This is a genomic window from Photobacterium salinisoli (genome assembly GCF_003614885.1).
Lineage (GTDB): Bacteria > Pseudomonadota > Gammaproteobacteria > Enterobacterales > Vibrionaceae > Photobacterium > Photobacterium salinisoli.
The window spans coordinates 362,757-376,356 of sequence record NZ_QZMS01000007.1 but is presented as its reverse complement, the minus strand read 5'-3'; the positions used below and the strand labels follow the sequence as shown (position 1 = coordinate 376,356).

The following is a 13,600-nucleotide window of genomic DNA, read 5'->3' as shown; positions in this document are numbered from 1 at the left end:
TACTAATAACTTTATCATTGTTTCTGGCGATGGCAGAACCAGAGACCTGCGGCCGAGTATACGCCTCGCAACAATCAATTACAAACCCCGTTACATGACCTCTAACACGGTTTGAGATATTGACCCGCTTTTACTTAAAGTTATTAACAAGCGCACACTCCCGATAAGAGGAATTGACAACATCATGACCGAGCTGTACAAAGACGGCACATCCGATTTCGGATTAGGATTATAAAATAACAAAGGAGATTGTTATGGCAGACAAGAAAGCTACTCTTCATATTGAAGGGAAAGCACCGGTCGAACTGCCGATTCTCGGGGGCTCACTAGGTCCGGAAGTACTGGATGTTCGTAAACTCGGCGCATCTGGCTATTTCACTTTCGACCCAGGTTTCTTAGCTACTGCATCATGTGAATCTCAAATTACTTTCATTGATGGTGCGAAAGGTGTGCTGCTTCACCGTGGCTATCCAATCGACCAATTAGCTAATAACGCTGATTATTTAGAAGTCTGTTACATTCTGCTGTACGGCGAAGTTCCTACCCGCGCCCAGTACGAGCAATTCCGCAAAACTGTAACCCGCCATACTATGGTGCATGAGCAAATCGCAAGCTTCTTCCACGGTTTCCGTCGCGATGCTCACCCAATGGCTGTAATGTGTGGTGTTGTCGGTGCGCTGGCAGCCTTCTACCATGATTCACTGGACATCAATAACGACGAGCACCGCGAAATCACTGCATTCCGCCTGCTGTCAAAAATGCCGACTCTGGCTGCAATGTGCTATAAGTACTCTATTGGTCAGCCGTTTATCTACCCTCGTAACGATCTGGATTACGCTGAAAACTTCCTGCACATGATGTTTGCAACACCATGTGAAGAGTATGAAGTCAGCCCGGTTGTCGCCCGTGCTATGGATAAAATCTTTACCCTGCACGCTGATCATGAGCAGAATGCGTCTACCTCTACCGTACGTCTGGCAGGTTCTTCAGGTGCTAACCCGTTTGCGTGTATTGCAGCAGGTATCGCTTCGCTTTGGGGCCCAGCTCACGGTGGTGCCAATGAAGCCTGTCTGCGCATGCTCGAAGAGATTGGCAGCGTGGAGAATATCCCAGAGTTCATCGAGCGTGCCAAAGACAAAGATGATCCTTTCCGTCTGATGGGCTTCGGCCATCGTGTGTATAAGAACTATGACCCACGTGCAACCGTCATGCGTGAAGCTTGTCACGAAGTGCTGCAAGAGCTGAAAATCCAGGATCCACTGCTGGATGTTGCGATGGAACTTGAACGCATTGCACTTTCTGACGAGTACTTTGTCGAGAAGAAACTGTACCCGAACGTAGACTTCTACTCAGGTATCATTCTTAAAGCGATCGGTATCCCAATTTCTATGTTTACCGTTATCTTTGCGATGTCGCGTACTATCGGCTGGATCGCGCACTGGAATGAAATGCACAGTGATCCAAACAACCGTATCGGTCGTCCGCGTCAGCTGTATACCGGTCACAAGCAACGCGATTTCCAACCGCTTCATGAGCGTGAGTGATTGTGAGTCATAAATAGCTTGCTGATATAAAAATAAAAAGGTTGAGCTGATGCTCAACCTTTTTTGATCGGGTTTGACATTGGCTTACACCGGGTTATCAATATCCACAAAGGTGACATCAAAATGATGCTCATCGGCCAGCCACTCCCCCAATGCTTCTACACCGTACCTCTCCGTCGCATGATGTCCCGCGCTGAAGAAATGAATGCCCTGCTCCCGCGCTGTATGTACCGTCCGCTCTGACACCTCACCCGTGATATAGGCATCCAGCCCCTGCGCAACAGCAAGATCGATAAAATCCTGACCACCACCGGTACACCAGCCCACAGTTTTGATCAGATCAGGTCCGCCCTCGCCAATATGTAAGGGTTTGCGATGAAGCACCTTCTCAATACGGGCAGCGAGTTGATCGCCGGTCAGCGTCGTTGGAAATTCGCCGTACACGGCAACAGGGTGCGGATTACCAGGCTCCAGCCCACCCAGATGTTTTATGCCTAATTGATCCGCTAGTTGGGCATTATTTCCCAGCTCCTGGTGGACATCCAAAGGTAAATGGTAGGCATAAAGATTAATACCGTTTTCGATCAATGCTTTAATTCGTCGGTATTTCATCCCGCGAATTTCCGAAGGTTCATTTTTCCAAAAGTAACCATGATGGACCAGCAAAGCATCGGCTTTCATTTCAATGGCTTGATCAATTAGTGCCTGACAAGCAGTCACACCGGTTACAATTTTTTGTACCTCGCTGCGGCCTTCGACTTGCAGACCATTCGGGCAGTAATCTCTGATTAAGTGCGGGCTCAGTAGTGTGTTTAACAATGATTCGAGTTTGAGGTTGTTCATGCTTGCTTCCTTTTGAGCGGTTATTGGTATTTTAACCAACTCGGGCGCAACAGAACCAGCTGGAACGGAAAAAGCAGGAACATAAAACGAGTAAATACCGACAAAAAATGCTGCCAAAGGCAGCATTTCATCGGTGATACCAGTAAGCTAGTCATTGACAACAGATTCAATATAGCTCTTGTGCACCTTGTTCAGAGTGCTGCAGCCAAACGGGCTTGGTACTGGTTTTCAACCAGACTTTATGCAGATAACTATAAACACGTGATTTTACAGACGTAGGCATAAGTACCATAACCGGAAAACTCAACACGCCTGCAATCACAACGCAGGTACGGCGCACAATAATTTGTTGAGTAGATAAAGGTGTGAACATGATAGCCTCCTGAGCAACCAACTGGTCATACCTCTATACTTTAGCGCATTTTTGAAATTTTACTACTTTTTATTTGGGATTTTGTTGTTAAAAACAAGTTAAACGCAGATTAAGACTTATTTTAATGAATAATATCAACGAAAATGTAACAAAAGAACACAGCGATAACATCAGACATTTTCGCAATGTTCTGGCTATGCCGGTGTTGACGCAAGGTGTAGACCACCAGGTCAATGATAAGTGGTTGGCCATGTTCAGAGACAGAGCGATAATCCCGGCAAAAGCACATTACGAGGGTAACCAAAGGCTCGGTTTTTATTACCAGTGGCTTTGGCAGCAGCTCATCAGTCACCACCCCGATTTTGAGCTGGTCGGTGAAGAGATACAGCTGCACGAAGCAAAGCGTACGCTGGGTGCCATTGATTTTCTGGTGTTCAACAAACTATCTAAGCAATTAGAACACTGGGAAGTGGCTATTAAGTTTTATCTGGCTTATCAACAGCGGTGGCTGGGACCAAACTCGGCGGATAATCTGGATAATAAGATCAATAAAATGGTTCAGCATCAGCTGGCAATGACTCAGCATCAGGCCTACAAGGATCAGTATGCCAAATCGCTGGGTCAGCCAACCTGCCAGCGACTGATTGTACAGGGGAGACTTTTCGATCACTTTCGGAATGAAGAGTCAGGTTCCGCCTTGCCAATTAATCCTGATGTCAATAAAGGGCTTTGGTGCTTCCAGAGTCAGGCAGAACGATTATCGTTAAAAATCCTCACCAAGAGAGATTGGTTAACCCCACCCTGTTACTCATCGATACCGGCTTTAATGATACCTTCGTCTATCACGGTGCCGACACAGGGTATTGCTGAAGATAATCAGGTATGGTTCATTGTTCCTGACCACTGGCCACTACACAACCGCGACAGGCCTAAGCATTATCGGCAGTCCGCGCCGTAACAGTCCAATGATCAAACAATAAAAAAACCCGCAGCAAAGGCTACGGGTTGTCAAATGAATGCGGTTTACAGACCAGCGGCAGAAAATACATTACTGACAATCTTCTGTGCTTCATCTTCTATCTGACGAAGATGCGTATCGCCTTTGAAGCTTTCACAGTAGATCTTGTAAATTTCTTCAGTACCTGAAGGTCGCGCCGTGAACCAGCCATTCTCTGTGGTAATTTTCAAACCACCAATGGCAGCACCATTACCCGGAGCATGGGTCAGACGGGCGGTAATGCTATCACCAGCCAATGTATCAGCCTTGACCATGTCTGGAGACAGTTTGCTCAGAACGGCTTTTTGCGCGCTGTTTGCTACCGCTTGTAACCGGCTGTAACGGCACTCACCATGCTTTTCAGTTAAGGTCTGGTAATATTGTTGCGGATTCATACCTGTCACCGCGGTGATTTCTGCCGCTAACAGGCAAAGCAAAATACCGTCTTTATCGGTTGACCAGGGTGTGCCGTCTTTGCGCAAAAAGGATGCACCCGCACTTTCTTCACCGCCGAAGCCAAGCTCACCACTGTACAGACCATCAACAAACCACTTGAAACCCACAGGCACTTCACACAGTTCACGGCCCAGATCAGCCACAACACGATCAATGATCGCACTGGAAACCAGTGTCTTGCCCACAGCCACCTTGCTATTCCACTCAGGACGATGGCGGTACAGATAGTCGATGCAGACTGCAAGGAAATGGTTAGGATTCATCAGACCGGCCGGCGTCACGATACCGTGGCGGTCAAAATCAGGATCATTACCAAAGGCCAGATCATAACTGTCTTTATGCGCCAGCAAGCCAGCCATCGCATAAGGTGACGAGCAATCCATCCGCACCACGCCATCTTTATCCAGACTCATAAAGCGGAACGCCGGATCCACTGACTCATCAACCAGAGTGAGATCCAGGTTATAGTGACGCCCTATCTCGCGCCAGTATTCGATCCCGGAGCCACCCAGAGGATCAACGGCCAGCTTCAGTTTAGCTTTCTGAATCGCAGCTATGTCGATGACATTAACAAGATCAGCCACATAGGGTTTGACTAAATCCTGCTCCGTCACGTAACGGCTGGACAAAGCCTCAGAAACACTCACCCGCTTCACTGACGTTAAACCTTCGGCAATCAACTGATTGGCCCGGTTTTCAATAGCCGTGGTAATTGCCCCTTCAGCAGGTCCACCATGAGACGGATTATATTTGATGCCGCCATCCTGCGGAGGATTATGTGAAGGCGTAATCACAATGCCGTCAGCTTTCTCAGCATGACAGAGGTTAAATGTCAGAATGGCATGTGAAATACCCGGCGTGGGTGTATAACCCTGATCCGCCTGTAGCACCACATTGACTTCATTGGCTACCAGCACTTGCAGAGCAGAAAGCAACGCCGGTTCAGACAAGGCGTGTGTATCTTTTCCTAAAAACAGAGGTCCGGAAACACCTTGTTCACGGCGAACATCGGCAACAGCCTGGGCGATTGCCCAGATATGATGTTGATTGAAGGTTCCCTTATCGGCACAGCCACGATGGCCGGAGGTGCCGAACGCAACACGCTGGGCAACATTGGAAGCATCAGGTTCAATCAGAAAATAATTGGCCACAAGAGCCGGAATGTTATGCATGTCTTCTTGCCGGGCTTGCTGCCCGGCACGAGGATGGATCGCCATCAACATATCCTTGTACGTCAATAAAGCCGCATCAGCGACAGTTAAATTTCACCGCAAACCTTTTCTACAATATCTTGTGTGAACTGCATTTTTTGCATCAGCTGTTCAATCATCTGACGTTTACGGTCGGTATTAGTATTGGTGATCACCCAAAAAGGCGTTTCAGGAATGGCTTTCGGTTTAGTCGTCTTGCCGCTGTTCAACAACTTTTCTTCGCTGTCAGCGAAGTAAATGCGGGTTCGACCTTTAATCGCCGTCGCATCGGTGAAAGCCTGAGGATCGATACGATAGAGCGTAGACAGCACCAACATAAAGCGGCCAATAGCTCTTTCCTGGCCGGCAAACTCATCAGAAATCAGCAACGAGCGCATAGCTTTGACCCTGTCTTCCGACTGTGGCAAATTGCCTGCATCCTTGCTAACCACAATGCCTTGTGCAGCTTTAGGGCGTGCTGGCCTGACAGGTTGACTATTGGAGTCCTCCAGCAGTAAACGGCGCAGAATATCTGACGCACTTTCACCAATATGCTGGGTCTGGCTGGCAATATAACGATACAGCTCTTCGTCTACCTCAATAGTTTTCATCGTAGTGTTCATTATCGTTCCGTTAAAAAATCACCGTGAGATTATAACGTGAAGCGAAGGTATACTCTACGGCAAAGCGTTAACAACAAGAGAAATAGTCTGTGAATCTTCATTATCAGATACAGGGGCAAGGCCAGGCGGTCGTCCTTATTCATGGCTTATTTGGCAGTGCGGACAATCTCGGCCTGCTCGCCAGAGTGCTCAAAGAACAGTACCAAGTCATTAGCCTTGATCTGCGTAACCACGGTCGTTCCCCGCATAGTGAGCACTTCACTTATTCAGACCTGGCACAAGATGTGGTTGATCTGCTCAACCAACTAGAAATTCAAGATTTCAGTGTGATCGGCCATTCCATGGGCGGTAAAGTGGCAATGGCAATGACCGAACTGGCCGGAGAGCGGATCGAGAACCTGATTGTGCTCGATATGGCACCTGTGGCTTATCAGGTCCATCGTCACCAAAATGTGTTCGCTGGCCTTAAAGCAGTCGACGAACAAACGATCACCAGCCGAAAAGAAGCTGAGCAGCATTTATCGCAGCATGTTCTGGAACCCGGTGTGCGCCAGTTCCTGCTCAAGTCTCTGTATAAAGATCAAGAATTTTTTCAGTGGCGGTTCAATGTCGATGCACTTATTAACAACTACAGCACCATCATGGGCTGGTCTGCTGTATCGCCTTTTTCTGGCCGAACTTTATTCATAAAAGGTCAGGATTCAGAATACATTCTGGCTGAGCACCGCGAACAAATTGCCAGTCAGTTCCCGCACGCAAAGGCCCATATGGTAGCCAATACTGGCCACTGGCTTCATGCGGAGAAACCTGACACGGTTAACCGTATCATTCTCAGTTTTTTAGAGAAGGATACACAGCCTAACAATTAACACGCACGACTCTCTGTGCTATAGTGCGCGCCGGATGCAAGTCTGATCTTGCGAAGGAGAAACAGATGTTATACGAGCACATGGACCTGCTGGAATCAGTCGGACTTGATTTATTGTTCGCAGCCATCTTCTTTTTCATTGGCATGGCGATCAAAGATGTCCTTAAGCAAGGCAATGTGCCTCCATTTGGTCGAAAAATCGTCTGGCTGGTCTTGTTTTTGGGGTGCTTTGGATTCATATCGAAAGGTGTGATTCAGATGACTATGGAAGGCGTAGGGATCGGATAATATCCACTGACGCCTGTTGCCTGGCTCAGAGTGCGAAATGAGAAGCCTAATGATAAAGGTTTTTCTCCCCCTAACTGACGCCACAGTCACCGACAAATGTTATTATCAGGCATACAGTCAGCGCTAGAATTAACTGGCAGCCTGTTCAATTAATGTATATCGCCAGCCTGTCAGCTGGCGGTCAACAACTAAAACACGGGTAATCTCTACTATGGCGAGTGTAGGACTCTTCTTTGGTAGCGACACTGGTAACACAGAAGCCGTCGCTAAAATGATCCAAAAGCAACTGGGTAAAAATCTGGTTGAAGTCAAAGACATTGCTAAGAGCAGCAAAGAAGACATTGAAAATTTCGACCTGTTACTGCTGGGTATCCCGACCTGGTATTACGGCGAAGCACAGTGCGATTGGGACGATTTCTTTCCTGAACTGGAAGGCATTGATTTCGAAAACAAGCTGGTTGCTATTTTTGGCTGTGGTGATCAGGAAGATTACGCCGAGTATTTCTGCGACGCCATGGGCACAGTGCGTGACATCGTTGAAGGCCGCGGCGCCATCATCGTTGGCCATTTCCCAACCGAAAGCTATGAGTTTGAAGCATCAAAAGCATTGGTAGACGATGAACATTTTGTTGGCCTGTGCATTGATGAAGACCGTCAGCCTGAGTTGACTGACGAGCGCGTCGAGAAATGGGTTAAGCAAATCTACGAAGAAATGTGTCTGGCCGAACTGGCTGACTAATCTTGCTGCAAACTGTTAAAAACGCGCCGAGGCGCGTTTTTTATTGCTCACTGACACACTCTCCAGAACGGTTTTCGTCTTCGTCAAACGCTGCGTTTCGGTACTGTGGCTTCTTGCGTACATAAAGCACACGCTTTACCTGAGCAACCACCTCACCCTCACTATCAGAAACATTGACGACAAATTCAGGAAAATATTTATCTCCGCTGGCTGTGGAGCGTTTTATATCCTCAATACACTGATCTGAAATAGTAAATACAGCTTTCAGATCCGTCTGACCAGGCTTGAGAAAATTGACTTCGGCTTGTTTATCCCAGACAAAATACTCTTTACCGAGAATACCCATCAGCATCAAAGCATAGACAGGATCCGTCAGTGAAAAAATACTGCCGCCATATTGGGTTCGGTTCGCATTCTTATTCCACCACCTTAACTTCAGGCAAATTTCCACATGCCGAAAGTCTTCACTGATATGCAGAATTCGAATACCAGCTCCCCAAAATGGTGGCCAGATATTGAGCGCAAATTTCACGATACGAGGCTTATAGAACTTGTTCACACCTACACGTCCTTATGATCTGGTACGATGAGTATAGTATGCCTTTTTAACATTTATATCAGCCGAATAAAAGTCACAACTTTCCTAGACCCAGTAAGCATTAAGGTTTATTGTTGTGCTGTCGTCACTTATAATAAGCAGATATGAGAAAGACTACCGTAACCTTCCATTTTCCTGTTACGGCTAGCCAAAGGAAACTCGAATGTCAGATAACAACCAAGCACTTAAACAAGCAGGATTAAAAGTCACACTTCCGCGTCTGAAAATTTTGGAAGTACTTCAGGATCCTGAGTGCCAGCATATCAGTGCCGAAGATTTGTACAAAAAACTGATCGATATTGGTGAAGAGATTGGCCTGGCCACTGTTTACCGAGTGCTGAACCAATTTGATGATGCCGGGATTGTCACCCGACACCATTTTGAAGGCGGTAAGTCGGTATTCGAACTGTCTACCCAGCATCACCACGATCATCTGGTTTGCCTGGACTGCGGTAAAGTCATTGAATTCTCTGACGACATCATTGAAGATCGTCAGAAGCAGGTTGCCGAACGCTACAACATACGTCTGACCAACCACAGCCTTTATCTGTACGGTCACTGCACAGCCGGTGATTGTAATAAAGATGAAAGCCTGCACAACGAAAATAAATAATCACGCTTACATCGATAAAAAAACCAGCCGAATGGCTGGTTTTTTTATCTTAGGCTGCAATCACAGTCTGAATCTGTCAGTCAGCAATTTTTGCCCATGAATCACGCAAACCCACAGTGCGGTTGAACACTAAGTGATCAGCCGATGAATCTTTGTTATCCGCACAGAAATAACCCATACGTTCAAACTGGAATGCCTGTTCAGGAGCGGCGGCGGCCAGACTCGGCTCAACAAAACCATTCATCACGATCAGTGACTCCGGGTTAATCGTTGAAGCAAAATCCTCTGCTGCACCTGGGTTAGGTACCGTAAACAAACGATCATACAAGCGAATTTCAGCAGGAAGGGCCTGTTCAGCTGACACCCAGTGAATCACACCTTTCACTTTACGGCCATCAGCAGGGTTTTTGCCCAGCGTATCTGCATCATAGCTACAGAAAATAGTGGTGATTTTGCCGTCTGCGTCTTTCTCAACACGCTCGGCTTTAATAACATAGGCACCACGCAAGCGTACTTCTTTACCCAAGACCAAACGCTTGTACTTCTTGTTACCTTCTTCGCGGAAATCTTCACGCTCAATGTACAGCTCACGGCTGAATGGCACATCACGCTCACCCATTTCTGGTTTATTCGGATGATTGCCCACGGTGAGAATCTCGGTATCGCCAAAGTTCTCAATCACGACTTTCACCGGATCCAGAACGGCCATGGCCCGAGGTGCATTCTCATTCAAATCGTCACGAATACACGATTCCAGAGAACTCATCTCAATGGTATTGTCCTGCTTGGTGACACCAATGCGCTTACAGAACTCACGAATGGAAGCCGACGTAAAGCCACGGCGACGCAAACCAGAAATGGTCGGCATGCGGGGATCATCCCAGCCAGAAACCAGTTGCTCTGTAACCAGCTGGTTCAGCTTGCGCTTCGACATCACTGTGTATTCCAGGTTCAGGCGGCTGAATTCATACTGGCGAGGCTGACAGTCAATCGTGATGTTATCCAGTACCCAATCGTACAGACGACGGTTGTCCTGGAACTCCAGGGTACACAGAGAGTGCGTAATGCCTTCCAGCGCATCAGAGATGCAGTGGGTGAAATCGTACATCGGATAGATGCACCACTTATCCCCTGTCTGATGGTGAGTTGCGAAGCGAACGCGGTACAGCACAGGATCACGCATGACCATAAACGGCGAGGCCATATCAATCTTGGCCCGAAGTGACATTTTGCCTTCTTCAACTTCGCCGTTTTTCATTTTCTCGAACTGTGCCAGGTTCTCAGCCACAGGACGATCACGATATGGACTTGGTTTACCCGGCTCTGTCAGCGTGCCACGGTACTCGCGCATTTCTTCAGGTGTGAGTTCATCAACATACGCCAGACCTTTGTTGATCAGCTCCAACGCGTAGGCATACAGCTGATCGAAGTAGTTAGATGAGTAACAAATCTCACCGCTCCACTCAAAGCCCAGCCAGTTTACGTCTTTCTTAATCGACTCTACGTATTCGATGTCTTCTTTTTCTGGGTTTGTGTCATCAAAACGCAGATTGCATTGTCCCTGGTAGTCCTGAGCAATACCAAAGTTCAGGCAGATAGACTTCGCATGACCGATATGCAGGTAACCATTCGGCTCAGGCGGAAAACGTGTGTGGACGCTGGTGTGCTTCCCACTGGCTAAATCCGCATCAATGATCTGGCGGATAAAATTGCTTGGACGAGCTTCAGATTCACTCATCAATTACACCTCGTGCGCTAAAAGGATCTTCGAACCTGTTATGATCCACAAATACAGGCCATGACTCAACAATTAGTGTGTATTGAATCATGATTAGGGCAAAAAAAAGCCGACCCTGACGGGCCGGCCTCACTTTCAGTTATCTTTCGCTATCAGATTAACTGTCTATTATGGCAGTTTGACTGCAGACAGGTCTTCTGACGCCGGGATTTTCTTCATCTCACCAGCAACGATTTCAGCCAGCGGACCAAGAATAACTTGCAGGTTATTTGAACCTAATTTCACCACACCCATAGCACCCAGTGCTTTCAGTGTTTTCTCGTCAGCCAGGCTGCTGTCTTTCAGCGTCAGGCGCAGACGTGTGATACAGGCATCAATGTTTTCCAGGTTGCCATGGCCACCCAGAGCTTTCAGGTATTGTTTTGCCAGCTCACCTGTTTCCTGAGAACCAGAAGCCAGTACTTCATCTGAATCAGCGTCTTCACGACCTGGTGTCTTCAGGTTGAATTTGACAATCGCGAAGCGGAAGATTGCATAGTAAATCGCGAAGAATACCAGACCCTGAACAATCAGCATGTACCACTGAGTTGCCAGCGGGTTCTTCGATTGCAGTACCATATCAACCAGGCCAGCAGAGAAACCGAAACCGGAAATCCACTGCATGCTGGCTGCGATGTACACAGAGATACCCGTCAGCACTGCGTGCACGACATACAATGCAGGTGCCAGGAACATGAAGGCAAATTCCAGCGGCTCAGTTACACCGGTAAAGAATGAAGCGAAAGCAGCGGCAATCATGATAGATGCGACCTTCTCTTTGTTCTCAGCTCTCGCGGTGTGGTACATCGCCAGTGCCGCACCAGGCAGACCGAACATCATGATAGGGAAGAAACCACCCATGTAGATACCTGTCTGGCCAGGGACTGCTACACCGTCAGCGATAGACTTGGCACCACCCAGGAAGTTTGGCAGGTCGTTAATGCCCGCTACGTCGAACCAGAATACTGAGTTCAGCGCGTGGTGCAGACCAACAGGGATCAGCAGACGGTTGAAGAAGGCGTAAAGACCCGCACCTACATCGCCCAGGCCCTGGATGCCTTCACCGAAGTGAACCAGACCGCCATAAACATGTGGCCAGACATACATCAGGATAAAAGCCAGGAAAATACCAGCAATGGATGTCAGGATAGGTACCAGACGCTTACCGCTGAAGAAAGCCAGTGCCTTGTGCAGTTCAACCGTTGAGTAACGGTTGTACAGCTCAGCAGAGACGATACCGACCAGAATACCGACGAACTGGTTTTCAATTTTACCGAATGCCGCAGGAACAGCACTTGGGTCAATACCCTGAATTTGAGCAACGGCCGCTGGAGAACAAAGAGTGGTAACAACAAGATAGCCAACGAAGCCAGAAAGTGCTGCTGCACCGTCTTTATCTTTTGACATACCGTATGCGACACCGATAGCAAACAGTACAGACATGTTATCGATAATCGCGCCACCGGCTTTGATCAGGAAAGCTGCCAGTGCGCTGTTGGCACCCCAGCCGTTCGGATCAATCCAGTAACCTATACCCATGAGTATTGCGGCGGCAGGCAACGTGGCGACCGGCACCATCAAAGCCTTACCTACTTTTTGAAAATATCCAAGAATATTCACCCTTAGTTCCCCCTATGGTTTTCTTAGATGCGGTTGAGATAACTTATTTTAGCTACCCGATTAAGTAAGTTGCAGTGTATGCCTTTAATTTCGCCCCGCAAATTAAAACCTTATCATTTGTGATCCCAATCACCAGCATTTGGCGGGTTTGAGCGATTTTGCTAGCCCGGTCATAAAACTTATTTTATTATTCGAAAGAAAGGCGATATACCGCTAAAATTCACACATATTCTTTTCTAGCAACGAGGTGTTACCGTGAGACTTATCCCACTGAACAACGCGAACGAAGTTGGTTTGTGGTCAGCACGCTATATTGTTGATCGTATTAACAAATTTAAACCAACTGCAGACCGTCCATTCGTACTAGGTCTGCCTACCGGCGGTACCCCTCTGACCACCTACAAGCGTCTTATTGAGCTTTATAATGCAGGCGAAGTAAGTTTCAAGCATGTGGTGACCTTCAATATGGATGAGTATGTAGGCCTGCCCTCCGACCATCCAGAATCTTACCGCAGCTTCATGTTTAACAACTTCTTTAACCATATTGATATCCAAGAAGAAAACATCAATCTGCTGAACGGTAACACGGACGATCACCAGGCTGAATGTCAGCGTTATGAAGCTAAAATTAAATCCTTTGGCAAGATCCATCTGTTCATGGGTGGTGTGGGCAACGACGGACACATTGCGTTTAATGAACCCGCATCTTCATTATCATCCCGCACACGTATCAAAACCCTGACCGAAGATACCCGCATCGCCAACTCTCGTTTCTTTGATGGAGACATAAAACAAGTGCCTAAATATGCGCTGACTATCGGGGTGGGTACACTGCTGGACGCGGAAGAAGTGATGATTCTGGTTACCGGCCATAACAAAGCCCAGGCTCTTGAAGCTGCGGTTGAAGGATGTGTAAACCATCTGTGGACTGTCTCTGCGCTGCAATTGCACCCGAAATCACTGATTGTGTGTGATGACCCTGCCACACAGGAACTGAAAGTAAAAACCGTCCGCTATTTCCAGGAACTGGAAGCAGAAAACATCAAACACCTTTAACTAATAGGAAGTGTT

At 47.5% G+C, this 13,600-nt stretch carries 14 protein-coding genes; 7 read left to right on the top strand and 7 right to left on the bottom strand.

Annotation, left to right across the window (positions count from 1 at the left end):
* Window positions 1-254 precede the first annotated feature (254 nt).
* Entirely contained in the window at window positions 255-1,544 is a 1,290-nt protein-coding gene (locus D6M16_RS02465) for a citrate synthase (protein WP_120510415.1), read from the top strand.
* Between the two features lie 84 nt (window positions 1,545-1,628).
* On the opposite strand, the gene D6M16_RS02460 is transcribed toward D6M16_RS02465, so the two are convergent.
* Together D6M16_RS02460 and D6M16_RS02455 are read right to left on the bottom strand one after the other, a co-directional pair.
* The gene (locus D6M16_RS02460; protein WP_120510414.1) at window positions 1,629-2,387 is read right to left on the bottom strand and encodes a Nif3-like dinuclear metal center hexameric protein; all 759 of its coding nucleotides are present in this window, start codon (window positions 2,385-2,387) and stop codon (window positions 1,629-1,631) included.
* A 166-nt stretch (window positions 2,388-2,553) separates the two neighbouring features.
* The gene (locus D6M16_RS02455) at window positions 2,554-2,760 is read right to left on the bottom strand and encodes a DUF2517 family protein (protein ID WP_120510413.1); all 207 of its coding nucleotides are present in this window, start codon (window positions 2,758-2,760) and stop codon (window positions 2,554-2,556) included.
* A gap of 124 nt (window positions 2,761-2,884) precedes the next feature.
* On the opposite strand from D6M16_RS02455, the gene D6M16_RS02450 reads away from it, so the two are divergent.
* Window positions 2,885-3,718 carry a DUF1853 family protein gene (locus tag D6M16_RS02450; protein WP_120510412.1) on the top strand — a complete coding sequence of 278 codons (834 nt, stop codon included), beginning with the start codon at window positions 2,885-2,887 and terminating at the stop codon, window positions 3,716-3,718.
* A gap of 65 nt (window positions 3,719-3,783) precedes the next feature.
* Here the strand turns inward: D6M16_RS02450 and pgm are convergent, their stop codons facing one another.
* Together pgm and seqA are read right to left on the bottom strand one after the other, a co-directional pair.
* Window positions 3,784-5,430 (bottom strand): phosphoglucomutase (alpha-D-glucose-1,6-bisphosphate-dependent), encoded by a 1,647-nt coding sequence (gene pgm, locus D6M16_RS02445; RefSeq protein ID WP_120510411.1) that lies wholly within the window; start codon window positions 5,428-5,430, stop codon window positions 3,784-3,786.
* Between the two features lie 41 nt (window positions 5,431-5,471).
* The gene (seqA, locus tag D6M16_RS02440) at window positions 5,472-6,014 is read right to left on the bottom strand and encodes a replication initiation negative regulator SeqA (RefSeq protein WP_120510410.1); all 543 of its coding nucleotides are present in this window, start codon (window positions 6,012-6,014) and stop codon (window positions 5,472-5,474) included.
* Window positions 6,015-6,115: 101 nt separating this feature from the next.
* On the opposite strand from seqA, the gene D6M16_RS02435 reads away from it, so the two are divergent.
* The 3 genes from D6M16_RS02435 (at window position 6,116) to fldA (ending at window position 7,921) form a co-directional block, all read left to right on the top strand.
* The gene (locus D6M16_RS02435; protein WP_120510409.1) at window positions 6,116-6,895 is read left to right on the top strand and encodes an alpha/beta fold hydrolase; all 780 of its coding nucleotides are present in this window, start codon (window positions 6,116-6,118) and stop codon (window positions 6,893-6,895) included.
* Between the two features lie 65 nt (window positions 6,896-6,960).
* The gene (locus tag D6M16_RS02430; RefSeq protein ID WP_027252641.1) at window positions 6,961-7,182 is read left to right on the top strand and encodes a DUF2788 domain-containing protein; all 222 of its coding nucleotides are present in this window, start codon (window positions 6,961-6,963) and stop codon (window positions 7,180-7,182) included.
* Window positions 7,183-7,393: 211 nt separating this feature from the next.
* Window positions 7,394-7,921 (top strand): flavodoxin FldA, encoded by a 528-nt coding sequence (gene fldA, locus D6M16_RS02425; protein ID WP_027252642.1) that lies wholly within the window; start codon window positions 7,394-7,396, stop codon window positions 7,919-7,921.
* 40 nt (window positions 7,922-7,961) lie between these two features.
* Here the strand turns inward: fldA and D6M16_RS02420 are convergent, their stop codons facing one another.
* The gene (locus tag D6M16_RS02420; RefSeq protein ID WP_120510408.1) at window positions 7,962-8,480 is read right to left on the bottom strand and encodes a DUF4442 domain-containing protein; all 519 of its coding nucleotides are present in this window, start codon (window positions 8,478-8,480) and stop codon (window positions 7,962-7,964) included.
* Between the two features lie 202 nt (window positions 8,481-8,682).
* Here D6M16_RS02420 and fur point away from each other — a divergent pair, with 202 nt between their 5' ends.
* Entirely contained in the window at window positions 8,683-9,132 is a 450-nt protein-coding gene (gene fur, locus D6M16_RS02415) for a ferric iron uptake transcriptional regulator (protein WP_027252644.1), read from the top strand.
* 76 nt (window positions 9,133-9,208) lie between these two features.
* Here the strand turns inward: fur and glnS are convergent, their stop codons facing one another.
* Window positions 9,209-10,870: a glutamine--tRNA ligase gene (gene glnS / locus D6M16_RS02410; RefSeq protein ID WP_120510407.1), complete on the bottom strand. Its 1,662-nt coding sequence runs from the start codon at window positions 10,868-10,870 to the stop codon at window positions 9,209-9,211.
* A gap of 168 nt (window positions 10,871-11,038) precedes the next feature.
* A complete protein-coding gene (nagE, locus tag D6M16_RS02405) occupies window positions 11,039-12,529 on the bottom strand; it encodes an N-acetylglucosamine-specific PTS transporter subunit IIBC (protein WP_120510406.1) in 1,491 nt (496 codons plus the stop codon).
* A 255-nt stretch (window positions 12,530-12,784) separates the two neighbouring features.
* On the opposite strand from nagE, the gene nagB reads away from it, so the two are divergent.
* The gene (gene nagB / locus D6M16_RS02400) at window positions 12,785-13,585 is read left to right on the top strand and encodes a glucosamine-6-phosphate deaminase (RefSeq protein ID WP_120510405.1); all 801 of its coding nucleotides are present in this window, start codon (window positions 12,785-12,787) and stop codon (window positions 13,583-13,585) included.
* Window positions 13,586-13,600 lie beyond the last annotated feature (15 nt).

Coding starts and splice junctions, on each gene's coding strand:
- D6M16_RS02460 (WP_120510414.1), bottom strand. CDS start 2,387: ATGAACAACCTCAAACTCGAATCATTGTTAAACACACTACTGAGCCCG.
- D6M16_RS02450 (WP_120510412.1), top strand. CDS start 2,885: ATGAATAATATCAACGAAAATGTAACAAAAGAACACAGCGATAACATC.
- seqA (WP_120510410.1), bottom strand. CDS start 6,014: ATGAAAACTATTGAGGTAGACGAAGAGCTGTATCGTTATATTGCCAGC.
- fldA (WP_027252642.1), top strand. CDS start 7,394: ATGGCGAGTGTAGGACTCTTCTTTGGTAGCGACACTGGTAACACAGAA.
- D6M16_RS02455 (WP_120510413.1), bottom strand. CDS start 2,760: ATGTTCACACCTTTATCTACTCAACAAATTATTGTGCGCCGTACCTGC.
- D6M16_RS02465 (WP_120510415.1), top strand. CDS start 255: ATGGCAGACAAGAAAGCTACTCTTCATATTGAAGGGAAAGCACCGGTC.
- D6M16_RS02430 (WP_027252641.1), top strand. CDS start 6,961: ATGTTATACGAGCACATGGACCTGCTGGAATCAGTCGGACTTGATTTA.
- fur (WP_027252644.1), top strand. CDS start 8,683: ATGTCAGATAACAACCAAGCACTTAAACAAGCAGGATTAAAAGTCACA.
- pgm (WP_120510411.1), bottom strand. CDS start 5,430: ATGGCGATCCATCCTCGTGCCGGGCAGCAAGCCCGGCAAGAAGACATG.
- glnS (WP_120510407.1), bottom strand. CDS start 10,870: ATGAGTGAATCTGAAGCTCGTCCAAGCAATTTTATCCGCCAGATCATT.